This window comes from Salmonella sp. SAL00653, from assembly GCF_046552515.1.
GTDB lineage: Bacteria > Pseudomonadota > Gammaproteobacteria > Enterobacterales > Enterobacteriaceae > Salmonella > Salmonella enterica.
This window is the reverse complement of sequence record NZ_JBGDTY010000023.1, coordinates 1-22,357: the sequence shown is the minus strand read 5'-3', so window position 1 is coordinate 22,357 and position 22,357 is coordinate 1. Positions and strand designations below refer to the sequence as shown.

Annotated in this window: 19 protein-coding genes and 4 pseudogenes; 11 read left to right on the top strand and 12 right to left on the bottom strand. The window is 50.4% G+C overall.

Annotated elements, in window-relative coordinates; translation table 11 throughout:
* Positions 1 to 18: 18 nt before the first annotated feature.
* The 4 genes and pseudogenes from ACLJRU_RS21545 to spvR form a co-directional block, all read right to left on the bottom strand.
* The gene (locus ACLJRU_RS21545; protein WP_001526987.1) at positions 19 to 186 is read right to left on the bottom strand and encodes a hypothetical protein; all 168 of its coding nucleotides are present in this window, start codon (positions 184 to 186) and stop codon (positions 19 to 21) included.
* Positions 149 to 916 (bottom strand): virulence protein SpvA, encoded by a 768-nt coding sequence (gene spvA / locus ACLJRU_RS21540; RefSeq protein WP_001541537.1) that lies wholly within the window; start codon positions 914 to 916, stop codon positions 149 to 151. The genes ACLJRU_RS21545 and spvA overlap by 38 nt, the downstream gene beginning before the upstream one ends.
* A gap of 173 nt (positions 917 to 1,089) precedes the next feature.
* Positions 1,090 to 1,330, bottom strand: a pseudogene (locus ACLJRU_RS21535) (lysozyme); the annotation flags it as partial.
* Between the two features lie 97 nt (positions 1,331 to 1,427).
* The gene (gene spvR, locus ACLJRU_RS21530; RefSeq protein ID WP_001541536.1) at positions 1,428 to 2,321 is read right to left on the bottom strand and encodes a virulence genes transcriptional activator SpvR; all 894 of its coding nucleotides are present in this window, start codon (positions 2,319 to 2,321) and stop codon (positions 1,428 to 1,430) included.
* A gap of 608 nt (positions 2,322 to 2,929) precedes the next feature.
* Between spvR and ACLJRU_RS21525 the strand changes: the two genes are divergently transcribed.
* The gene (locus ACLJRU_RS21525; RefSeq protein ID WP_001121399.1) at positions 2,930 to 3,967 is read left to right on the top strand and encodes an IS630 family transposase; all 1,038 of its coding nucleotides are present in this window, start codon (positions 2,930 to 2,932) and stop codon (positions 3,965 to 3,967) included.
* A 188-nt stretch (positions 3,968 to 4,155) separates the two neighbouring features.
* Here the strand turns inward: ACLJRU_RS21525 and ACLJRU_RS21520 are convergent, their stop codons facing one another.
* From ACLJRU_RS21520 to ACLJRU_RS21500, 5 genes and pseudogenes are all read right to left on the bottom strand, one after another.
* The gene (locus ACLJRU_RS21520) at positions 4,156 to 5,181 is read right to left on the bottom strand and encodes an ExeA family protein (protein WP_077905935.1); all 1,026 of its coding nucleotides are present in this window, start codon (positions 5,179 to 5,181) and stop codon (positions 4,156 to 4,158) included.
* Entirely contained in the window at positions 5,114 to 6,778 is a 1,665-nt protein-coding gene (locus tag ACLJRU_RS21515; protein WP_187790684.1) for a DDE-type integrase/transposase/recombinase, read from the bottom strand. The genes ACLJRU_RS21520 and ACLJRU_RS21515 overlap by 68 nt, the downstream gene beginning before the upstream one ends.
* The gene (locus ACLJRU_RS21510; protein ID WP_010904491.1) at positions 6,762 to 7,322 is read right to left on the bottom strand and encodes a recombinase family protein; all 561 of its coding nucleotides are present in this window, start codon (positions 7,320 to 7,322) and stop codon (positions 6,762 to 6,764) included. The genes ACLJRU_RS21515 and ACLJRU_RS21510 overlap by 17 nt, the downstream gene beginning before the upstream one ends.
* 206 nt (positions 7,323 to 7,528) lie before the next feature.
* A complete protein-coding gene (locus tag ACLJRU_RS21505; protein WP_001541566.1) occupies positions 7,529 to 8,269 on the bottom strand; it encodes a carbonic anhydrase in 741 nt (246 codons plus the stop codon).
* Between the two features lie 654 nt (positions 8,270 to 8,923).
* Positions 8,924 to 9,412: pseudogene (locus ACLJRU_RS21500) on the bottom strand (cytoplasmic protein).
* Between the two features lie 258 nt (positions 9,413 to 9,670).
* Here ACLJRU_RS21500 and ACLJRU_RS21495 point away from each other — a divergent pair.
* The 4 genes and pseudogenes from ACLJRU_RS21495 (at position 9,671) to ACLJRU_RS21480 (ending at position 12,465) form a co-directional block, all read left to right on the top strand.
* Positions 9,671 to 10,786: a DNA-binding protein gene (locus ACLJRU_RS21495; protein WP_001247118.1), complete on the top strand. Its 1,116-nt coding sequence runs from the start codon at positions 9,671 to 9,673 to the stop codon at positions 10,784 to 10,786.
* Positions 10,779 to 11,419: pseudogene (locus ACLJRU_RS21490) on the top strand (3'-5' exonuclease). The gene ACLJRU_RS21495 and the pseudogene ACLJRU_RS21490 overlap by 8 nt, the downstream one beginning before the upstream one ends.
* Positions 11,391 to 11,807, top strand: coding sequence for a hypothetical protein (locus ACLJRU_RS21485; protein ID WP_010904490.1), 417 nt, complete (start codon positions 11,391 to 11,393; stop codon positions 11,805 to 11,807). Before ACLJRU_RS21490 ends, ACLJRU_RS21485 begins: the two are co-directional and overlap by 29 nt.
* A 56-nt stretch (positions 11,808 to 11,863) precedes the next feature.
* Positions 11,864 to 12,465: pseudogene (locus ACLJRU_RS21480) on the top strand (DUF2913 family protein).
* Here ACLJRU_RS21480 and ACLJRU_RS21475 read toward each other — a convergent pair.
* A complete protein-coding gene (locus ACLJRU_RS21475) occupies positions 12,462 to 13,403 on the bottom strand; it encodes an Rpn family recombination-promoting nuclease/putative transposase (RefSeq protein ID WP_000728917.1) in 942 nt (313 codons plus the stop codon). The pseudogene ACLJRU_RS21480 and the gene ACLJRU_RS21475 overlap by 4 nt on opposite strands.
* A 414-nt stretch (positions 13,404 to 13,817) precedes the next feature.
* Between ACLJRU_RS21475 and ACLJRU_RS21470 the strand changes: the two genes are divergently transcribed.
* Both ACLJRU_RS21470 and ACLJRU_RS21465 read left to right on the top strand, forming a co-directional pair.
* On the top strand, positions 13,818 to 15,023 hold the full coding sequence (locus tag ACLJRU_RS21470; RefSeq protein ID WP_000427676.1) for an AAA family ATPase: 1,206 nt from the start codon (positions 13,818 to 13,820) through the stop codon (positions 15,021 to 15,023).
* Positions 15,023 to 15,997, top strand: coding sequence for a ParB family protein (locus ACLJRU_RS21465; RefSeq protein ID WP_000064274.1), 975 nt, complete (start codon positions 15,023 to 15,025; stop codon positions 15,995 to 15,997). The genes ACLJRU_RS21470 and ACLJRU_RS21465 overlap by 1 nt, the downstream gene beginning before the upstream one ends.
* Before the next feature lie 81 nt (positions 15,998 to 16,078).
* On the opposite strand, the gene ACLJRU_RS21460 is transcribed toward ACLJRU_RS21465, so the two are convergent.
* Positions 16,079 to 17,353, bottom strand: a complete 1,275-nt coding sequence (locus ACLJRU_RS21460) for a Y-family DNA polymerase (RefSeq protein WP_001541560.1) — start codon at positions 17,351 to 17,353, stop codon at positions 16,079 to 16,081.
* Positions 17,353 to 17,775 carry a translesion error-prone DNA polymerase V autoproteolytic subunit gene (gene umuD / locus ACLJRU_RS21455; protein WP_000925627.1) on the bottom strand — a complete coding sequence of 141 codons (423 nt, stop codon included), beginning with the start codon at positions 17,773 to 17,775 and terminating at the stop codon, positions 17,353 to 17,355. The genes ACLJRU_RS21460 and umuD overlap by 1 nt, the downstream gene beginning before the upstream one ends.
* 301 nt (positions 17,776 to 18,076) lie before the next feature.
* Between umuD and ACLJRU_RS21450 the strand changes: the two genes are divergently transcribed.
* From ACLJRU_RS21450 to traD, 4 genes are all read left to right on the top strand, one after another.
* Positions 18,077 to 18,778, top strand: coding sequence for a hypothetical protein (locus tag ACLJRU_RS21450; protein WP_148201696.1), 702 nt, complete (start codon positions 18,077 to 18,079; stop codon positions 18,776 to 18,778).
* Positions 18,775 to 19,017, top strand: coding sequence for a hypothetical protein (locus ACLJRU_RS21445; RefSeq protein WP_024131413.1), 243 nt, complete (start codon positions 18,775 to 18,777; stop codon positions 19,015 to 19,017). Before ACLJRU_RS21450 ends, ACLJRU_RS21445 begins: the two co-directional genes overlap by 4 nt.
* A 302-nt stretch (positions 19,018 to 19,319) precedes the next feature.
* Entirely contained in the window at positions 19,320 to 20,051 is a 732-nt protein-coding gene (gene traT / locus ACLJRU_RS21440) for a conjugal transfer complement resistance protein TraT (protein ID WP_001541558.1), read from the top strand.
* Between the two features lie 371 nt (positions 20,052 to 20,422).
* Positions 20,423 to 22,357: type IV conjugative transfer system coupling protein TraD (gene traD, locus ACLJRU_RS21435; RefSeq protein ID WP_410957184.1), on the top strand; the 1,935-nt coding region annotated here is incomplete at its 3' end.

The following is a 22,357-nucleotide window of genomic DNA, read 5'->3' as shown; positions in this document are numbered from 1 at the left end:
GCCAGGTATATTTTCTGCTTACAGCGTCTGCTCTACGGCCTGTTCAAAAGTGCTGCCGCCGTACAGCGCGGTAGAATGCACCTGAACAATGACGTCGCTCAGATTCTGCAGAATGGTCTGCTGCTCACTACTCTGGTAGCGCGGGAAGCTAAACTGCCGGCTGGCACGCAGAGTACCCGCAATCAACTGTTCCACCTGGGGGAACGGTAATCGCTAACTGTCGGGCAAAGGTATTCAGTGCTTCAAATGGCGTATAGTCGGCGGTTTTCAGCCCCAGATTGGTCTGGTAAAAAGAGGTCAGGTCAGTGGCGGTACTGTTGTCCGGCTCGGTCGGCAGTGTCTGCTGCTCTGGTGACAGCCGGCTGGCGAGCTCCATGGCATAGTTACTGTTATCGCCGGTCAGCGAGTTGCTCAGGAACCACGGCCAGTCAATGCTGCTCTCGCTGATAATATCTTCCAGCGACACATCGGTATTCAGCAGAGATAACTCCACCTGGTCGTGTGGAAAATGATACGGCAGCAGGGTCGGTATTTGCTGGTTAATGGCATCATTAACCACCATCAGGGTGGCCAGGTCCGGCCGACGCTCTGCCTGTCCCTGAATACCGCCGACAGCGGAACTGCTCAGGTTCGTGCCATTGTCCGGTGTCTGCTGCAAGGTCCCCCGAACTCTGCGGGTCAATTGATTTTCTCGGAACATGCAGCGGATATACTGCGCCTGGCCCATCGCCAGGTCCCAGGCTTTACCTCCGCGGGAGCCCGGCCATGACATATTGGCGTTAATAAACTGTTTACGGGTCTGACGGACAATATCAAACACGGAATAATAATTATATTTTGCAAAATTCCCTGCCGGGACCCGGATGGCGGTTTCGACCTGTGAAAGTGCCGGACTGGTGGTCTGATTCATATTCATAAATAATGATGACTCCTGAAAATAAACAGAATGAAATCCTGAAGACTGATAATGTCTGCAGGGGAATTATTTTGTATTGCCAGAAAATGAGTAGCTTATATTGAGTTTATTTATGTGCTATTTTTCTGCTGTGCGGAATCGCGGTTCCCGGTGTGCAAAGATGGCACAACAAATTAACTCAGGAATAAACAACGTTCAGCGCTCCGGCGTCGGGTCAGGCCGGGAACAACCTGACCGCTGGCGTGGTCCCATTTCAGGAATTCATTCGCTGCGCCGTCATAGTCACCGTTATTCAGTTTCTTCAGTAAAGTGGCGTGAGCCAGCGCGTTAATGCCCATGTTTTAGGTAATCCACCAGAGCATCAAACTGATTCTGTGTCAGATTGACGGCGACCAGCCGGTTTACTCCATGCTCCGCGGTGAACTACCGCTATGGAGGATGGGGATTGCTGACAATCTGAATCTGGCAAATGCCGTGAATACAGGTGTTGCGGCCCTTACGCTGCATAAGGTCAGAAGGTGGACTGTTTCAGTTCCTGCTGTATCAGTTTTATAGCTTTACGATAATCTGGTGTCTCCCGTTTCTTGGTCGGGTAATACAAGGAGGTACAGAGCGCTACGCCTTTGATGTGCAGTGCGTGATCTGTTGATAATCCCAGAGCCCGACAGACTCTGACGGGGATGAGTAACATCGCCAGCCCTTGTTGTAACCGGTACAGTGAACTGAACAAATCGACGTTATCAAAACTGAATGCAGGGTTGGTAATACCTAGTGTCTGTTCAAAAAAATGGTATATGGTGTCCAGATTAAAATTTTTAGCCCCCTCATGAAAAAGTACAGGTGTTCCGGCCAGCCTGTTGATATCAGGTTTGCCGCAGAGAAAGAATTTTTTAGGAATAAATAACATGACCCCACCCTCCACTGATGTCCGGCAGACAAGCGATTCCCGATGAAAATAATTTCTGGCAGAAATAACAATGCAGTTGTTTGTCTGACACAGTTCTTCTATTATTTGGCTGTTAACGGCTCTCCTCATTATATTTGTTTTTTGGCCGGAAATGGTCAGTGCTGAAATGATCAGATTTTTTAAACTTTCCGGATAAATTTCGTCAAATATTATTTCTAGTTGTTTCGTTTTACCCGTAGGTCCGATTTCCTGCTCCAGCGCATGTAAGAAAATATAATGGGATTTTACTTTTCGATAAATAGTTTGTGCAAATTCGGTTGGGATAAGAGTGCCATTCTTCCGTATAAAGAGTCTTTGTTTCAGCTCTCTTTCCAGGTCTGAAATAACCCTGCTCAGCGGGGTTCGGGTGATATACAGTACTGATGTTGCGATACTGAAGGAACCTGTTTCCATCAGTGTTATGAAAATTTTTAATTTTTTATTAATCAAGAAATCCATAATATCTCCTTTTTTTTTTCAGAATAATCCTGAAAAAATGTTTTGATGTGCAAAAACAGGATGGCGGTGACCTGTTTTTGCACAGACTGATTAGTTCTTACTAATCATGGTGTTACTGGATAGGGTTATGGGCGATAGATTTTATGCATACCCTGACTTTATTTCTGAGTGGATTTAATTGACCTGTTATGATGTATAGCTGGATAACAACGATGTATACCCATGATCAATGAAGATGCTTGGTTTCAAAAATAATCAGGATCATGCTGATGGCTATGAATGTTGAGTTGACCGCAGAACAAAAAATCGCTCTTGAAGCATTACAACGAAAAAGTCGCGATCCCATAAATGAACAGAACCGATGTACGACCGGGCCGGAATTAAACGGGAGGCGTTATTAGGCCTGGCGCACTACAGGACAGAATGCAGAGCCTTTTTATAGGTTCAGTCGAACGAAAACTCACGCCAGGCGAGAAAGGTTGTCTGAAAAATCGATTAGTGTGCACTAAATAGCTTCGCAAAATAGTAGATCACTGAAAGGGAACTCAGCCCGGATTGTGCGATCTGATCAATCGCCAAACATCACAAATCACCAACCGGACTGAGCGATGCCGATCATAGCAGCAATTCCTGATGAAGAACGACAACTGATGCGCAAAGAGGCCCAACAAACCCACGATAAAAACCATGCGCGACGGCTTATCGCCATGCTGATGCTGCATCAGGGAATGACCGTCACTGACGTTGCCAGATTACTCTGTGCCGCCCGTTCATCCGTTGGTCGATGGATAAACTGGTTTACTTTACATGGTGTTGAAGGACTAAAAAGCCTCAGACCCGGACGTGCTCCACGCTGGCCGGTCGCTGATATCCTTCAGCTCTTGCCACTATTGGTACAGCGTTCCCCGAAGGATTTTGGCTGGCTGCGCTCACGCTGGAGCACGGAGCTTCTGGCACTCGTCATCAACCGACTTTTTGATGTGACGCTGCACCGCTCCACCCTGCACCGATATCTGAGGCAGGCAGATATGGTCTGGCGCAGGGCAGCGCCAACGCTGAAAATCAAAGATCCGCACTATGAAGAAAAACGGCTTGTCATTGATCAGGCGCTGGCTCAGGAGCAGACTGCACATCCTGTGTTTTATCAGGATGAAGTCGACATCGACCTGAACCCAAAAATTGGCGCTGACTGGATGCCCAAAGGGCAACAGAAACGCATCGCCACGCCGGGACAGAACCAGAAGCATTATCTGGCAGGCGCACTGCATTCAGGTACGGGACGGGTTCACTACGTCAGTGGCAGCAGCAAGAGTTCTGATTTATTTATCAGTCTGTTAGAAACGTTACGCCGTACATACAGGCGGGCGAAAACCATCACACTGGTGGCGGATAACTACATCATCCATAAAAGCCGCAAAGTGGAACGCTGGCTGGAAGAAAACCCGAAGTTCCGGTTGCTGTTCCTGCCGATGTATTCGCCGTGGCTGAATCCGATAGAGCGACTGTGGTTGTCGTTACACGAAACCATAACGAGAAATCATCAGTGTCGGTACATGTGGCAGTTACTGAAACAGGTAGCACAATTTATGAATGCCGCTTCACTGTTTCCCGGCAATCAACAGGGTCTGGCTAAAGTGGAGCGGTAATATGCGAAGCTATTTGTAGCGGCTCGCAATCGAAATCCCCCCGACTCGCAATCAGCGCCAATTTTGGCTCACATTAACTGCAAATGAAAAACGCCACCGGCTCACATTAGGTGATAATGGGCTCGCATTTATCCTGCCCGGCTCGCAATCCATTCCACCGGGCTCACAATAACTGCAAATCAACATCGTCATATTGGCAGACCGACCGCCAGCATTCTGTCGCGTAGTTCGGCCGTGCGGGCAGGGTCTAACTGATTATTAAATAATGCCCTGATTTCAGCTGGTTTTGCATCGAACTGCTCCACCATATCCTTCAGCCGGTAACCATGTCGCGTGAGCGTCGGCTCCAGGTCATCCAGCTGACGTGACAGCACGGATTCAACCAGAGTGGCAGTAATCGGTTTTTCGCCCGTCTGGTATCCTGCTTCCATCGCCAGCGTCAGGTGCAACTGGACCTGCAGCGGTGTTCGCAGTTTCATCGCCAGCAGGTCAACGGCTTCGGTCGTTAGAATATCTTCCGGCTTACCCTTACCGGTGCTGGTCTTCATCAGCCACTGGATATATTCACGCTGACTGCCGGTGATCCCGTCCAGTGTAAAAATATCGGTACGATAGCCAATTTCCTCCACCGTCGGACGACGCAGGTCATTACGCAGTTTTGGGTGACCAGCCAGAACGACGGACAGCCTACCACCGCCGTCTTCAACCACTTCCATCAGCCGTTTGAGCCCCGTTAGTGTATTACCGTTCAGGTCATGGGCTTCATCAACAAACAGCGCCACCGGGCGTTTGCCTTTTTTGACCAGTTCCTGCAGCTCACGCTCGCGGCGTTCACCTTGTTTGTGGATCTGCACCTGTTTATCCTGTGCCAGGTCATAAAACAGGGCATTAATCAGCGTGGCGAGCCGGACACTCTGTTTGTCCACCGACAGGGAGCGGGCGACAATGATTTTATTTTCATCCAGCAGTTGCTGCTGCAGGCGTCGCAGAGTGACGGTTTTACCGCTTCCCACCACGCCACAGACCGCTATCAGTCGTCCTTCGCGTATCGCACCCTTAATGTCTTTCATCAGCTGCTTATGGTGGGCAGTTTCATAATACCCGGCCTGTTCAATAGACTGCGTCAGTCCATAATGCTCCATCACTTCAACCCGCATGGTCCTCTCCTGATTGTCTGCTACGAAAATAGTCTCTGATGCGGGCGAGTACTTCACTACGGTTAAGCGTCTCAGTCAGAATACTGTCGATAAACGCCCGGTCTTCATCCGACATTCTGGCCAGCGGTATGGCCAGATCGTCGGCAATTGCCAGTTTTGCCGCAATAACGGTGGGAAAGTGGTATTCAAATTTTCGGGTATCAAAGGGCTGATGTGGCAACGCATCAATGCGCTGCTGAGTGTCATCACTGACCACGCGGAGATCGCTGCCGGACAATGCGCTGATGGGGATGTTCAGCTGCCTGGCCAGAGCATGGATACGATCGGCCCGTTCAGCCGCTTTACCGCGTCTGAACGTCCGGTAACGGTGCAGCGGCACAGGCCCCGACACCGGATAATAAGGCCCCCATGTTTCACCGGTAAACTCCACATACATCTCTTCGTCAAACAGCCCCCACAGCAGAATGACGGTTTCACCCGCCATATCCGGTTCAACTTCCCATGCGGTGCCGTCTATCGTTATCCGCGCATCAACACCCACCTTGCGGGATTCCGGCTCCCGGGCGAACCGACAGTATTGTTCCCAGCTGCACATATCCCTCACACCTTCCTGGCCGATATTTGCCAGCCAGTCCTCCAGTCGGGAGTGTTTCTCGCTGCGGTGACGCTGCGCGTTATAACGGCTCAGATAGTTCCAGAGCCATTCGTTGGCCTGCAGCTCCGTTTCCGGTTTATGGAAATGGTACAGAGTTTCATGTGCCTCCTTGACGGTCCGGAAAGGACGTTCAACTTTACCTTTGGACCGTGCCGTCGTCCGGGTGCCGTCCTTGCCTGCCGGCGTATGCGTCAGCCAGTCAACCTTCAGGGACTGCATCACATTCTGGAATACATGGTTTTTGGCCATCGGTCCATTATCGAGGTACAGCAATTTCGGGCGGCCCTGAAAAGGAAAATCAGACCTGGTTTTTGGGGCCATGGCGTTAAAGAGAAAACGCAGCGCAGATTCCGCATCCTCACCGTACACACACCGGTATTCCTGGTATGCGACACCGCTCCGGTCATCCACTACGCTGAACAGCATCAGCGTGGGTTCGCCCCGGGCAGGATCTACCCAGTCAGGCCGCTCAATATGTTTGAGATCGGATGGCGACATATCAAACTGCCAACAGTCATTGCTGTTTTCAGCCTGAAATCTTACCGCCGGAGGCTCCCGTAACAGGCGGGGCTGGTCGAGACGCCAGCGGGAAAGCCAGCGATTGACGGTCTGCTTACGAAGTAAGCCTTTGGGACTTTTAATCAATCCCTGGACCGTCTCCACGCCATGCTCTTCCAGCAGCTGTATTGCCCGTCCGGTCGACAGATGGCGGCCGGATTTATTTGTGGTTCGTAATTTCAGTGCAGCAATCAGTTCGCAGTAATGCTCCAGCTCGGACGGTGGCAGTATCCGGGGTTGACCATGATCACTGCGGTGGGCCGTTCGCGGTTTCAAAACAAGGTGAAGAGCGCGATAAACCGTCGTGACTGAAATACCATACAGCTGGGCGGTAGCGGCAATCTGATTGGCACGTTCAGGGCTTTTTGGCGGCAGGCGATCGAGCCGTTGCCGTAGTTGCAACAGGGAGTCAGACGGAATCGCGCTACGCCGGCTGCTCATAATTTTCCAGCGCCCAGTAGACTGACGCCCTCCCAATCCCGAGCTGGCGGGCGATGGCTGTGGCTCCCATCTTCTCAATGGTATACAGACGATATACCTCAGCAGGATCTATGGACGGTTTCCTTCCCCGGTATACGCCCCTGGCTTTCGCCGCGGCAATGCCTTCCATCTGGCGTTCACGTCTCAGATTGGTTTCAAACTCAGCGAAAACACCCAGCATATCGAGGAAGGCTTTGCCTGCAGCTGAACGCGTGTCCACTGGCTGTTCTGTTGCCCTGAGCGTTACGCCCTGTTGATTCAGGGCATACACAATGTCCTGCAGGTCCTTAATGCTGCGGGCCAGGCGATCCACGCGTGTCACCATCAACGTATCACCAGGGCGCAGGAACTCCAGCAGCAGCTGCAACTCGCTCCTTCCGGTCCGGCCGCTTCCGCTGGCTTTTTCTGCACGAATAATTTCACAACCAGCAGCGCGGAGAATTTGTGTCTGCAGAGTAAGATCCTGATCGCTGGTTGAAACGCGGGCATAGCCGTAAAGTGCCATAATGGTGAAAACTGTCTCGTTTAACTCTAGATGATGAAAACGTAACACCGGAATGGGATAAAAACAACCCAAATGAGACAGAAAAACTGTCTCACCAGACTGTGCGTTTTGGGTGTACTCAAAAAATACATTTTCATTCCAGAGAAAATTTAATGAGCTCTTAATGTAATGCGAGGCTGACTGTATTCGGACTCGGACTGCTTCAGTTATACTTCGAAAAACTCAACCTTACCGCCAGTAAGGTGATACATACTGCCAACGATTTTAATTTTCTTCTCATCTTCCAGTTGTTTCAGCACCGGGCTGTTTTTGCGGATGTTTTCGATAGTCAGCTCGACATTTTTTCGTGCCACCGCATCGACAAAATCATAATTGCTACCTTTACGCTCACCGCTATACTCCGTTTTTGCAATCGCGGGTTTAATTTCATCCAGCAGCCCCGTCAGGTTACCCAGTTCAGCATTATCAATAGCACAGCGTACTGCGCCACAGCGGGTGTGTCCTATAACCAGCACTACTTTCGCGCCGGCAACTGCACAGGCAAACTCCATGCTGCCCAGCATATCGCGATTACTGATATTACCCGCTACGCGGGAATTAAACGTCTCACCGATCCCCGCATCCAGCACAATTTCCGCCGGCGCACGTGAGTCAATGCAGCTAAGGATCACCGCAGCAGGATACTGACCCGCAATACTGTTGCGCTTCTGTGCCAGGTAATCATGTTTAGCCGGGCGATTTTCCCGGAAGCGCAGGTTACCCTGTTTAAAATGTTCAATGACTGCATCTGGAGTCATACCGTCACGTTCCTCTTTGCTCAGTGATGCGGCGAAAGAGATAGTTGGTACCGATAAGGCCGCCAGCCCGGTGACAGACAAAGCAGATACTGCAAGAGTTTGTTTCAGTATTGCACGTCGTGAAGGTTGTGCTGGTTGGTTTTGTTCCATTATTTGCTCCTATTTACTGAGTTAACTCCAATTGCTGCGATTATACGTAGGTAAACGTTAATCAAACCAAAACGACAATTTTTAACCAGTATGAATAAATATCTGAGACCAGTCGAACTGGAAAATAGAATGCTGGCAGTCGGTTTGCCGATATGACGAAGTTGACTTGCAGTTATTGTGAGCCCGGTGGAATGGATTGCGAGCCGGGCAGGATAAATGCGAGCCCATTGTCACTTAATGTGAGCCGGTGGCATTTTTCATTTGCAGTTAATGTGAGCCGAAATTGGCGCTGATTGCGAGTCGGGGGGATTTCGATTGCGAGCCGCTACAACTAGGAACTCTGTGTGTTCCGAACTTCATAAGTCTGGAGCGTTCATCTCATTCTTTGAGTGTCCGTTTGGTAATTCCGGTTGTCGCGTCACAGTTATGATACGGAGAAATCAGGTGTGGCTCTCAGTCTGGTCTGGCTTGAACGTGGCCATCCCAGAGCCAGTGCTGTTGCTGATGTACTTTCAGCCGCAGGCTTTCCTGATTTCGGGAAGTAGCTCCAGCAACTGGCCAAAGAACCTTCGCAACGTTGAATAAGCCTGATTTATTTTCACTGACTTATGTGATTAATGCTAATGTACGCATACATTAGCATTAATCATGCATTTAATCCCCTGCGCCTTTCTGTCTGTTCTGATTTTTCTGGTAGTCCTGCTTCACTCTCCCGATATTCTTCAGAACTGTCTGCCAGTGGTCCTCTGCCTGCTGCCGGTAGCGTTCGGCAACGGCAGCAATAATGTCAGGATCACTGTCATGGCTGCGGTGCATGCGTCCCTTCTGGCCAAAGATATCAACAATAATATTCTGGCTGCCCTGCCTGTCGAAAAGATGAGCGCACAGGCGCTTTACAACCAGCGGAGTATAGTCCAGCCCGGCCTCATCAGCGATCTGGAAGAAGAAGTACAGCATCTCATACGTTTTGTAGCGCTTGACGGCCGCACTGAGTCTGGCTGCCCGTTGTGGTGCTTCCCAGGTGTCATCCCTTTAGTTACACAGTTCTGCCTGGTAGTCGGATTCCAGGTCTTCCTCTGTATACCGGTGGTGGCGGAAAAAGTATTCCCTGGCCCGTTTGACGACTGATTCATCCTGCGGCATGTCTGTCTCTGGTTAATGCTAACGTATGCGTACATTAGCATTAACACCAGTACCTGGCAAGGAGAGTGGCGTGCATCGTACCTGTGGTGCATCCCGCCCGGGCTCCGGACATGCTGTGCCAGCAATTCGACCGGCGGTGCGCTGTCCTGGTGCCCTTTTTCGCTACCCTGTCACGTCTTTAATTTGTTTGTTAGTTAGTTTATTTGTTAGTTTGTTTGTGTATAATATAAGCATACCCCTTTATGCGGAGACTGACAGATGCGTCCGGCGACATACGAACCAGAACAGATTATTGAAGCAGGGCTGGCCCTGCAGGCTGAAGGACGGAATATCACCGGGTTCGCACTACGTAACCAGGTGGGTGGCGGCAATCCGACACGTCTCCGCCAGATATGGGACGAATACCAGGCTTCACAGAGCACGGTCGTCACTGAACCCGTTGCCGAGCTGCCAGTGGAAGTGGCTGAAGAAGTGAAGGCCGTCTCCGCCGCGCTGTCCGAACGCATCACCCAGCTGGCGACAGAACTGAATGACAAGGCGGTCCGGGCTGCAGAACGCCGGGTTGCGGAAGTCACGCGTGCTGCCGGTGAACAGACCGCACAGGCAGAGCGGGAGCTGGCCGACGCCGCGCAGACAGTCGACGACCTGGAAGAAAAACTGGATGAACTGCAGGACAGATATGACAGTTTGACGCTGGCGCTGGAGTCAGAACGTTCACTGCGTCAGCAGCATGATGTGGAGATGGCCCAGCTGAAAGAGCGTCTTGCGGCCGCTGAAGAGAATACCCGTCAGCGAGAGGAACGGTATCAGGAGCAGAAGACAGTGCTGCAGGATGCGCTTAATGCGGAGCAGGCACAGCACAAAAACACGCGGGAAGACCTGCAGAAACGACTGGAGCAAATTTCTGCCGAAGCTAATGCGCGTACAGAAGAACTGAAGTCTGAACGCGATAAAGTCAATACTCTCCTTACCCGCCTTGAATCGCAGGAAAATGCGCTGGCCTCAGAACGTCAGCAGCATCTGGCCACCCGCGAAACGCTGCAGCAACGCCTCGAGCAGGCCATCGCTGACACGCAGGCGCGCGCCGGTGAGATTGCACTTGAACGTGACAGAGTCAGCAGCCTCACCGCAAGGCTGGAATCGCAGGAAAAGGCCTCCTCGGAGCAACTGGTGCGTATGGGCAGTGAAATAGCCAGTCTGACGGAGCGTTGCACACAGCTGGAAAACCAGCGTGATGATGCCCGTCTGGAGACGATGGGGGAGAAAGAAACGGTCGCGGCACTGCGTGGTGAGGCTGAAGCCCTGAAGCGTCAGAACCAGTCACTGATGGCGGCGCTTTCAGGCAATAAACAGACCGGTGGCCAGAATGCGTGATGATGACAATTCAGACGCCTGTGATGAAGCGCCCCGGGCGGAGGATAAATGCTACACCAAAGGGCGGCTTCGGGATGAGTTCAGGATGAAGCCAGCCCCTGGTGCGGAACCGGTCAGAATGTACAAAAGTCCTTACGGCGGGAAATACGGCGTATGGCGGCTGGCTGACTGCGTCCCGATGCGGGCGAAACGCCCTCAGACAGAAAAACAGCGGCTGGCCAGCACACGTCTGGGCCTGCAGGCCCGGATGAAGAGTGAGCGTGGCAGGTTCGCCATGCTGGCACATACCTGGTTAGCACTGGGCCCCGTCTTCCTCGATACCGAAACGACCGGACTTGATGCTGGCGCGCAGGCGCTGGAAATCGGTCTGGTGAATGCCCGCGGTGAGAGGATATTTGAGACCCGCCTGAAACCCACAGTCGGCATCGATCCGGCAGCAGCTGCAGTACAAATCGTTACGGAACCATATCGCTTTCCGGTGCTGTCAGTCAGGCTGGCCTGAGCTGGATCGGGGTGGCTCATTCCGCCGTCACTGACGCCGTTATGACAGCACAGGTGGTAAACAATATTGCCGGATACTGGCATGAACTCCAGTGTGAAATGAATGATGACGCAGGGAGTGAGCCAGCATAACGCTGCTCTCTGGCTGGTCAGACAGTTGCAGGGATTAATTCAGGAGTCTGAAATGGAGAATATGTTGAAAACTATGCGTGAGCATTTCCCCGTTCGAACAGTGGTGATCGAACAGTCTCTGGATATGTTTGGTGTCCAACGAAATGAGGACGGGACGTTACTCTTCCCCCGTCACTCCGATAAACGTTTTCCCGTTGCACGTATCCGTAAGCGACTGGCGGCTTATGGCTGGCGAGGAGAACGCCTGAATAAGGAGGTGGCGCGAATCGTCGCGGGCCCTGATATCCTCCCTGAGAGGAGGGACTACAGCATTATTTTCCCTTACGGATGGGAGAAGAAGCAGCTGACGCGTGAGATGCGGCGAATGTTTCTCCGTAAGACGGGCTGACGTGTGCTGATTATGCCTGATGAATTACATCATTTTTCTGACTTGCGGGAGAAGCCGTGACATTGACAGAAAAATCAGGTCATCTGGCGTGGTGTGCCCTGGTGGCGCTTGCGCTGGCCAGGCAGGATGGTGGCGTTCTCTCGCCGGCACAGGAAAACCTCTTTCTCACCCGCTGGCTGGCGACTGCGCTGAAGCAACGGCGTTTTTCTCGTGATGTGACGCCCGATATCGAGTGGCTTTTGAAACAGGGACGTCAGATGGGCGTCAGCGCCAAGCTGGCCAGCAAGCTGAATTACCTCTGGCGTTCATGCACCGGTGAGTTGTCCGAGCAGAACGACCTGTTCCGGCTGACGTATGCTCTGGAAACAGCGAAAGATATGCACTGGAACTACCGTCTGCTGAGCGATCGGGAATGGTCCGGCCGGAATGCTGTGGCGCTCAGTGCAGGCGTGAACGGCATTTATCTCTCACGGGCCAAACTCGATGTCGGTTTTAACGACAGCGGCCGACAGATAAATTCGCTGACAGCACGTTTGACAGGGAACGTAGCGGGGGTAATGAAGCTGTTTGATCGCTGTGGCTGGCAGAGCCTGATGCCTCCCTGCCCCACCAGTATTCGCTGATGGCCGGGCAGGGAGTGCCAGAAAAGGGGGATTAGTGGCGGATCTGCGCTAGGTCGTCTTCAGTCAGACCGGTCATTTTCATGACGGTATTGCGGTCAATGCAGTTCTGGAGCATGGTACGGGCTATTTTCAGAGTCGCTTCGCGCTCCCCTTCTGAACGGCCTTTTTCGATACCACGTTGTTCACCGAGCTGAATCCCCTTCTCGATGCCCTTCTGTTCGAGCTGTTGTGCGATGGTCATAAGTGCGTCTCCGTGTTGCGGCACACGCTGTGCCAGTTCGCGTACAAAGGCTTCGGCGTCCGATGTTTCGCCTGCCTGCACTATATAGTGTACCAGCGATATTACCTGCGATGAAGACAGATATCCGGCCAGCAAAATGGGCGCCAGCCGGTCAACCAATTCTGCCAGGTCCCGCTGATGAATATGTTTCTGCAATAAAGTCAGGGCGGCCATGCTACGGTGGCCGGCGATTTCATCATCCGGAATGACCGTAACGTCTACCAGCGGGAAAGCACTGCTGTAGAGTTTGTCTGCCAGAGCCGTATCGTCAAATTCGTCCAGCCAGCGGGTGGAGTATGGATACGGGCTGCGTTTCCCCGTATAGAACAACACTGGTATCACCAGTGGCAGTTTTTTATGCCCTGCCTCCAGGTGGCGCTGCATGGCGGCCACCGCATAGCGTATCAGGCGGAAAGCCATATGTTTGTCAGGTGTTGACTGGTGTTCAACCAGGACATGAATATATCCGTCGCCGGCTGTGGTTTTCAGGCTGTAGAGGACGTCGCTGAAATACTGGCGGAGATCATCCTCAACAAACGAGCCGGATTCCAGTTTCAGTGTACTGAGATCGCAGATGGCACGCAGCTCTGCCGGCAGATGCAGCTCCATAAAATCCCGGGCAATGTCAGGTTGTGTCAGAAACTGCCGGAATGTCGCGTCGTGGGGAGTCGGCGTAGTGTTTTTCTTTTTCATCAGTCCATGCTCTGAAAAATGACCCGGTCATAGTATCACAGGCAAAAAATGTTGACATTGCGAGGAACGGAATTGCAATTCCTTCAGGGGCAGTCCCCTCTTTCTTTTTTAATCATCAGCTTGCTTGCCCGGAGATATCCATGTCCTGGCAGAAACTGGTACTGCTGAACTATACCCTAATGTGCCTGGCTGACGCGCCCCTTGGGCTTGTCCAACCCTTCGCCTGCTCAGATGCAAGCTCTGAACAGACTCACGGTTTGCGCTGTGGGTTAACAAAATGATTGTGGATGTAGTGCCCTCTTCTCCATTTAATCTTCGGTGCCTCCTGTGAGAGCAAAATCAAAATATTATGATTTATTTCTTGCAACATGATTCTTTTTGTTCAAAATGACAAAAAAAATCATGAGGTGATAAATGGAAAATATTGAGCAGTTACGGAAAGTCGCCACACGTGCAGGTAAACTTCTGACATCCTTGAGCGAAAGTATCCGCCAGCAAAAAGAGGAATTGAAGCTTACCGAGTTCTATCAGGAATACAGCAAAGCCGCCCTATATAAGCTGCCTAAGCTCAGCAAAGGGAGTGTTGAGTATGCTGTGGCCGAAATGGAAGCCAGTGGCTACATTTTTAAAAAGAAACCTTCTGGCAATACCATGAAGTACGCGATGACGATTCAGAACGTTATCGATCTGTATTTCCATCGTAAAGTGCCCAAGTACAGAGATCGCTTCGATAAAGCTTTCACTATATTTGTATGTAACCTTAAAGGTGGCGGTTCCAAGACAGTTTCTACCGCTTCATTATCCCATGCATTTCGGGCTCATCCTCAGCTTCTGTTCGAAGACCTGCGTATCCTGGCCATCGATTTCGATCCGCAGGCATCTCTGACAATGTTCCTGAGCCATGAGAATTCAGTGGGCCTGGTTGAAAATACGGCTGCTCAGGCCATGCTCCAGAACGTGTCTCGTGAAGAATTACTTTCCGATTTCATCGTGTCGTCAATTATCCCGGGCGTTGATGTTATTCCCGCTTCCATTGACGATGCATTCCTTGCTGAAGGCTGGAAGGGATTGTGTGAGGAACATCTGCCAGGGCAAAATATTCATGCAGTGCTTAAAGAGAACATTATCGACAAGCTCCGGTATGACTACGACTTTATCTTCCTTGATAGTGGTCCTCACCTCGATGCGTTCCTGAAAAACTGCATCGGAGCGGCAGACCTGATGTTGACTCCACTTCCTCCGGCAACGGTTGATTTTCATTCTTCCCTGAAGTTTGTAGCCAGCCTTCCTGCGCTTATTGATTCGATCGAACAGGATGGACACACCTGCAATCTCATCGGGAATGTAGGTTTTATGTCCAAAATCCTGAACAAGTCTGATCACAAAATTTGCCATAGTCAGGCCAAAGAAGTATTCGGTGCCGATATGCTCGACATGGTTCTGCCGAGGCTGGATGGCTTCGAGCGATGCGGGGAGACTTTTGACACAGTTATTTCCGCAAATCCAGCAACCTATGATGGAAGCACCGAGGCGCTTAAAAGCGCAAAATCAGCAGCGGAAGACTTTGCGAAGGCCGTATTTGATCGCATTGAGTTCATTCGTACTAATGGAGGTATGTGATGTCGAATGAGAGAAGAAAAACTATTGGCAGACAGTTAAATACCCAGGCGTCAATGGTTGAGATGACTGACACCCAAAGAAGTCAGGTATTTACCCTAAAAACCGGCAGGAAGATAACGTTCAGGTTTGTTCGGGTACCTGCATCGGACGTTGAAAGTAAGACATTCGTAAACCAGGAAACCAACGGAAGAGATCAACTTGCTCTGACCAGGGAGTCCCTGAAATCTATTATCCAGACGATTAAGTTTCAGCAGTTCTTCCCCTGTATTGGCATTCAGCAAGGTGAAAGGATTGAGATACTGGATGGTTCAAGACGGCGAGCCTCAGCGATTTATATCCGTACAGGCCTTGATGTAATGGTTACCAATGAACTTTTATCAGCTGATGAAGCTCGCCATCTGGCTAAAGATATCCAGACAGCTAAAGAGCATAACCTTCGGGAGATCGGCTTAAGATTGATGGCTCTGAAAGAGTCTGGATTCAATCAAAAGGAAATTGCTGAACTGGAGGGGTTATCCCAGGCTAAGGTCACCAGGGCACTGCAGGCGGCAGCAGTACCGCAAGAATTGATTTCTCTGTTCCCGGTTCAGTCTGAGCTGTCGTTTAGTGACTATAAAATTCTGTTAGAGGTTAATGAAAAACTCAGTGAAAAGGGTTTAACGTCTGAAGGGCTCATTCAGTCTGTCTCAGATCAGCATGATGCAATTTTGAGTGACTACGAGCGACCAGACGACGAACAGAAATCCAGTATACTGAAATTGATTTCTCAGGCCTCTCAGGCATTGATAGCTCCGCCTCCTAAGGAAAAGTCAGTAATTTCCGCACTCTGGACCTTTGAAGAAAAGGACAAGTTCGCGCGCAAGCGTGTGAAAGGGCGTACGCTAACTTATGAGTTTAGTCGTATGTCAAAAGTGGTTCAGGATGAACTGGACAAAGCTATCAACGAGGTCCTTGAGAGAAATTTGAGTCAATAATTTCGCCACGGCGATTTCACATCTAACTTATTGTAATTAAGTAATTTATATTGAGAATTTCAAGGTGAAATCGCCACAATTTCAAGTCAATTTCGCTGCAGGAATATCTGCCCAACGTGTCGTATAAGCTGGCGAAAGTAGTTCCCTTTTCATCTGCCACTCGGGGGCAATCCCCCGACCGGCGAACCATATTTTCCCCTTGCCCGGATGGTTAATCCCATCTAGGACTTGCATCAGCTGCTCGCTCCGTTCCCGCGGCTGTACTTCATCAAACAAATTAAGCTGCGATACCCTGGTTGGCGTGAAATCGTTCAGCATACAGCCTGCCTTTGCGTAACGGTGACCATCCACCCAGATCCTGTCCAGAGCTCTGACGGCAGCGGCAATGATGTCCCGTGTATCCTGCGTGGGGATGAGCAGTTTTTCACTGGCCAGATTACCGTAGTAGGGCTCAGTTACGGCGAACGGCGATGTTTTCACAAACACGGCAATATGCCTGCAGAACTGCCGTTCCCCACGCAGCTTTTCGGCGGCACGTTCAGCGTGCTGACAGACTGCCTGCCGCATCGCTTCATAAGTCGTGACTCGTTCTCCAAAGCTTCTGCTGCAGACTATCTGCTGTTTGGGGGGCGGTGCTTCCTCCAGGGAAATACAGCTTTCTCCATTGAGTTCCCGGACCGTTCTCTCCAGAACCACATTAAAGTTTTTCCTGATGAACGTTGGATTCGCGCGGGCCAGCTGCAGTGCTGTGGTGATCCCCATTGTGTTCAGCTTCTTTGAGATCCTGCGGCCCACACCCCAGATTTCCTCCACCGGTTGCAGTGACAGCAGTTTCTCCGTTCGTTTCTGATTGTGTAACGTCAGGGCAAGCATGCCTCCGAACTGTGACCATTCTTTCGATGCCCATTGCGCGCTTTTAGCCAGCGTTTTGGTCGGTCCCATTCCGACGCCGATGGTCAGCCCTGTGCCGGAACGAACGTGCTCACGCAGCTGTCGGCCGAAATCCTCGAAATCGATGCAACTGTCTATACCGCGAATATCCAGAAACATCTCGTCAATGGAGTACTGCTCAACGCGTGGCGCCAGCTCTTCCTGGTGAACCATGACCCTGTTCGACATTGATGCGTAGAGGGCGTAATTACTGGAGAACGCGATAACCGGCTCCGGAAATTTCGCCGACCTCAGTTGAAACCACGGCACCCCCATTTTTATGCCCAGTTTTTTTGCTTCAGCGCTGCGCGCGATTACACAACCATCGTTGTTACTCAGGACCACCACAGACCTGTCACGCAAATCGGGGCGAAAGACCTTTTCGCAACTGGCATAGAACGAGTTGACGTCAGCCAAAGCGAACATCAGTCTGTGCTCCGGGTTTTGTGTATAAAAGCCGTCACCACCCCGAAAATCTGCAGTTCTTCCGGATAAAGCGTGGGGTAGGCCGGATTAATCGGCAGCAGGGCGATACGGGGCTTCAACTGCAGGCGCTTAACGGTGAACTCGCCATCTGTTTCCGCGATGACAATATCCCCCTGCATGGGTTTCTCAGCTTTGTCGACAACCATTAAATCGCCGGAATGCAGACCCATTTCTTTCATCGAATCCCCGATAGCCCTGACGAAGAACGTTGCAGCCGGACGCCGTATACAGTAGGCATTCAGATCCAGTTCCTCCTCCGTGTAATCGGCGGCCGGCGACGGAAACCCCGCCGGGCAACGTTCGGTGAACAGCGGGGCAGTGGACTGTACCGGCTCCTGTTCGGGTGCTACAAGCAGTAACATGGCATACCTCTTAAAATACCTGTTTTTATATACAGTATTATTTAAGATATTTTCTGTCCTGCAAGTGAAATTTTACTGTTTCCCGTCAGATAACTGTTCTGCCTGGAAAAACAGATGTCAGGTTATCCACAGAATCAGTTAATAACCCTGTGGAGGAGCAACGCAGAACTGTTGGTATGTCATCTGTCCTCCTCTGGTGTTTCCCTTCAGCTCCTGTTGTCACCCTGGCCGCTTGGACTACTTTACTAGTCGTAAAACCAGCCAGTCAGCCAGCCATACAGATAATAATGCAGAGTCTCGTGTGGATCAGCTTTCAGCATCACTTAATAATGCTAAGCAGAGTTATGATCAGTATACGACAAACCTCACCCGCAGCCATGAATATGCTGAAATGGCGTCCCGGACTGAAAGCATGAGTGGACAGATGAGTGAAGATTTGTCACAGCAGTTTGTGAATTATGTACAGAAACATGCGCCTAATGACGCAGAATCCATACTGACGAACACAAATTCCCCTGACGTGGCGGAAAGACATCGGGCAATGGCCTGGGCATTCGTTCAGGAACAAGTTCAACCTGGAGTAGATAGTGCGTATAGTGGCGCTAATGAGAATATTGGTATGGGAATGCCTACAAACTCGAATGGTGGTACCCGTAGCGATGTCGTGAACGATTATACTACCAATTCAGGTGTGATAGATCACCATACTCGGACATCAGGTATAAGGAGTGATATCAGTGGTGAGGTAGATAATATGATCGACCAAAACCAACAGCGCCATGATGCTGATAAAACTCAGATCACCAATCAGTCAAATGACATCAAAAACCAGAACTCTGAGCTGGAAAAACAGTATAATTTAGAAAAAAATAAACATGAAAAAATGTATAATGAGAAAATGGAGAGTCAAGGACATATACCAGGAGGTTATTCTAAAGAGGAATTAACCAAGATGGCAGAGGATATGCAGAAAAAACACAGGGGTGGTAAGGGGGATTCATGATAACAAATGAAGTCATAAAAAAAGAAATTGAAGATTTAAGAAAAAATTTGATATTAAATGAATTGGAAATACCATCTTTTTTTAGTTGTATATGGCCTGCTATATTTTTTGCTCTAATTTTCACTGGTGTTCCTTTTTTTCTGTTTTCTAATGATATTTATACGGATGACATTGACTTAATTGCAGTAACTGTTTTTGGTTGTTTTTTTGAGTGTTGTTTTTTTTGCATCAATCGGTAATGCAAGAGCTTTGTTTCTCTCTGTTCCTAGAAAATTCAGGCGTAACTCAAAACTATATGCTTTCTGGGGGAGGAAAGTGTGGATATATCTGATTAGTTATGCTGCGTTATATGCCATGCTGGCCGTATATATTAGCTCTATTTACTTTTCGGTTATATGGTTTATAGCCCTCTCAATGATTCTTATGGTGGTAATGGCCATTATAATGAATGTTGACTTTGGTCGATATCAATTGTCAGCCCTGACTTCATTAATTGAGTCATTTAAAAATAAGAAAGGTAACTGATGAAAAGGAAATCCTGATGAAAATGAAAAAAATAATGATGGTTGCACTGGTCAGTTCCACTCTGGCCCTGTCAGGGTGTGGTGCGATGAGCACAGCAATCAAAAAGCGTAATCTTGAAGTGAAAACCCAGATGAGCCAGACCATCTGGCTTGACCCGTCCAGTGAACGGACGGTGTATCTGCAGGTGAAAAACACCTCCGATAAGGATATGAGTGACCTGCAGAGCCTGATTGCAAAAGATATTCAGGCAAAAGGGTATACTGTGGTTACCTCACCAGACAAAGCATACTACTGGATTCAGGCCAACGTGCTGAAGGCCGACAAGATGGATTTGCGTGAGTCCCAGGGATGGCTGAACCGTGGTTATGAAGGTGCGCTCTCCGGGGCAGCGCTCGGGGCCGGTATCACAGCGTATAACTCTAACTCAGCAGGTGCCACGCTGGGGGTAGGGCTTGCTGCCGGACTGGCGGGTATGGCTGCCGATGCACTGGTTGAGGATGTCAACTACACCATGATTACGGATGTGCAGATTGCCGAACGGACAAAAGCGACGGTCACAACCGATAACGTGGCCGCACTTCGCCAAGGAACCTCGGGTGCTAAAATCCAGACCAGCACTGAAACCGGTAATCAGCATAAATACCAGACCCGTGTGGTATCGAATGCCAACAAGGTTAACCTGAAGTTTGAAGAGGCGAAGCCTGTTCTGGAAGAACAACTGGCCAAATCAATTGCAAATATTCTTTAATCATCTTCAGGAGGCCGGTCTGACTGGCCTCCTGACTGACGCCTCGCTTTGCTCGTTGTCCAGGGCCGGAAAGAAATAAATTTCATTTCTCTCCGGCGTTTCCGAAATAAATATGAAAACACTGAGCGGTTGTGCAAATTCTTTGTGCGGCCGTGAAGTGTTGCCGCGAAGCGGGAATAATAAGGATACGGAATGCCATTATCAGAACTTCTTTGTCACATGACTAACGGCAATCCGTTTTCCTGGCTGTTTGCTGTACTGGTAGCCTGTGCTGCTGTTCTTTATTTTCTGAAAAAACGAAAGTAACGGCTGGTCATTTATTCAAATTAATTCCCCGTCCGGACTGATAATCTTTCTTTGGAATAACATCTATGAGCTTTAATGCGAAGGATATGACCCAGGGCGGTCAGATTGCGTCCATGCGTATTCGCATGTTCAGCCAGATCGCCAACATTATATTTTACTGCCTGTTTATTTTCTTCTGGATACTCGTCGGCCTGGTGTTATGGGTGAAACTCAGCTGGCAGACGTTTGTGAATGGGTGTATCTACTGGTGGTGTACCACGCTTGAAGGAATGCGGGATTTAATTAAATCCCAGCCTATCTATGAGATCCGGTATTACGGCCAGACGTTCCGGATGAACGCCGCCCAGGTTCTGCAGGACAAATACACGGTCTGGTGTGGGGAACAACTGTGGTCGGCCTTTGTTCTGGCCGCCTGTGTGGCGCTGGTTATCTGCCTGATTACATTTTTTATGGCCACATGGATTCTGGGCCGTCAGGGAAAACAGCAGAGTGAGGATGATGTTACCGGAGGACGCCAGCTTACCGACAATCCGAAAGACGTTGCCAGGATGCTGAAAAAAGACGGAAAAGCGTCCGATATCCTGATTGGCGATTTGCCAATCATTAAGGATTCAGAGATTCAGAACTTTTTGCTCCACGGGACAGTCAGTACCGGTAAGTCTGAAATCATACGCCGGCTGGCTAACTATGCCCGTCAGCGCGGCGACATGGTGGTGATGTACGATCGTTCCTATGAGTTTGTCAAAAGCTACTACGACCCGTCCATCGATAAAATTCTCAACCCTTGTGACGCGCGGTGTGCCGCATGGGATTTATGGCGGGAATGCCTCACCCTGCCGGATTTTGATAATGCGGCGAATACCCTGATCCCGATGGGCACGAAGGAAGATCCGTTCTGGCAGGGTTCCGGACGAACCATTTTTGCTGAAGCGGCATACCTGATGCGTAATGACAGCTATCGCAGCTACAGCAAGCTGGTTGACACTCTGCTCTCAATCAGGATTGAAAAACTGCGAACCTACCTGCGTGATTCCCCGGCGGCCAACCTGGTGGAAGAAAAAATCGAGAAGACGGCCATTTCCATCCGGGCTGTGCTGACCAACTACGTAAAAGCCGTCCGCTATCTTCAGGGGATCGAGCGTAACGGTGAACCGTTCACCATCCGTGACTGGATGCGCGGCGTCCGGGAGGATCAAAAAAACGGCTGGCTGTTTATTTCTTCAAACGCTGACACACATTCTTCCCTGAAGCCGGTGATTTCCATGTGGCTGTCCATTGCCATCCGGGGCCTGCTGGCGATGGGAGAGAACCGTAACCGTCGGGTGTGGTTCTTCTGTGATGAGTTGCCCACGCTGCACAAGCTGCCCGACCTCGTGGAAATTGTCCCGGAAGCCCGTAAATTCGGGGGCTGCTATGTCTTTGGTATTCAGTCCAGTACACAGATGGAGGATATCTATGGTGAGAAAGCGGCGGCAACCCTGCTGGATGTGATGAACACAAGGGCCTTCTTCCGCTCACCCAGTTATAAAATTGCCGACTATGTCGCACATGAGATTGGTGAAAAAGAGATCCTGAAAGCCAGTGAGCAGTATTCCTATGGTGCCGATCCCGTTCGTGACGGGGTGTCGACCGGTAAAGAGATGGAGCGTGTCACACTGGTCAGCTACTCCGATATTCAGTCACTGCCCGACCTGACCTGTTATGTCACGCTGCCCGGACCCTATCCGGCAGTGAAGCTGGCCCTGAAATACCAGGAACGTCCCAAAGTGGCGCCGGAGTTTATTCCCCGGGAAATGAATCCGGAGGCGGAAGCCCGTCTGAGCGCCGTTCTGGCTGCAAGGGAAGCCGAGGGACGTCAGATGTCCAGCCTGTTTGAACCGGATACAGAAGCGGTTGCGCCGACAGCAGCAGAAGCGCAGGCTGAACAGCCGCAACAGCCGCAACAGCCGCAACAGCCGCAACAGCCGCAACAGCCGCAACAGCCGCAACAGCCACAGCCC

What these genes read in the sequence shown, in the direction of transcription:
- ACLJRU_RS21505 (WP_001541566.1), bottom strand. Translation starts at nt 8,269, where the DNA reads ATGGAACAAAACCAACCAGCACAACCTTCACGACGTGCAATACTGAAA.
- ACLJRU_RS21510 (WP_010904491.1), bottom strand. Translation starts at nt 7,322, where the DNA reads ATGGCACTTTACGGCTATGCCCGCGTTTCAACCAGCGATCAGGATCTT.
- ACLJRU_RS21460 (WP_001541560.1), bottom strand. Translation starts at nt 17,353, where the DNA reads ATGTTCGCTTTGGCTGACGTCAACTCGTTCTATGCCAGTTGCGAAAAG.
- ACLJRU_RS21515 (WP_187790684.1), bottom strand. Translation starts at nt 6,778, where the DNA reads ATGAGCAGCCGGCGTAGCGCGATTCCGTCTGACTCCCTGTTGCAACTA.
- ACLJRU_RS21445 (WP_024131413.1), top strand. Translation starts at nt 18,775, where the DNA reads ATGATAACAAATGAAGTCATAAAAAAAGAAATTGAAGATTTAAGAAAA.
- traT (WP_001541558.1), top strand. Translation starts at nt 19,320, where the DNA reads ATGAAAATGAAAAAAATAATGATGGTTGCACTGGTCAGTTCCACTCTG.
- spvR (WP_001541536.1), bottom strand. Translation starts at nt 2,321, where the DNA reads ATGGATTTCTTGATTAATAAAAAATTAAAAATTTTCATAACACTGATG.
- ACLJRU_RS21525 (WP_001121399.1), top strand. Translation starts at nt 2,930, where the DNA reads ATGCCGATCATAGCAGCAATTCCTGATGAAGAACGACAACTGATGCGC.
- spvA (WP_001541537.1), bottom strand. Translation starts at nt 916, where the DNA reads ATGAATATGAATCAGACCACCAGTCCGGCACTTTCACAGGTCGAAACC.
- umuD (WP_000925627.1), bottom strand. Translation starts at nt 17,775, where the DNA reads ATGTTACTGCTTGTAGCACCCGAACAGGAGCCGGTACAGTCCACTGCC.
- ACLJRU_RS21475 (WP_000728917.1), bottom strand. Translation starts at nt 13,403, where the DNA reads ATGAAAAAGAAAAACACTACGCCGACTCCCCACGACGCGACATTCCGG.
- ACLJRU_RS21485 (WP_010904490.1), top strand. Translation starts at nt 11,391, where the DNA reads ATGATGACGCAGGGAGTGAGCCAGCATAACGCTGCTCTCTGGCTGGTC.
- ACLJRU_RS21465 (WP_000064274.1), top strand. Translation starts at nt 15,023, where the DNA reads ATGTCGAATGAGAGAAGAAAAACTATTGGCAGACAGTTAAATACCCAG.
- ACLJRU_RS21495 (WP_001247118.1), top strand. Translation starts at nt 9,671, where the DNA reads ATGCGTCCGGCGACATACGAACCAGAACAGATTATTGAAGCAGGGCTG.
- ACLJRU_RS21470 (WP_000427676.1), top strand. Translation starts at nt 13,818, where the DNA reads ATGGAAAATATTGAGCAGTTACGGAAAGTCGCCACACGTGCAGGTAAA.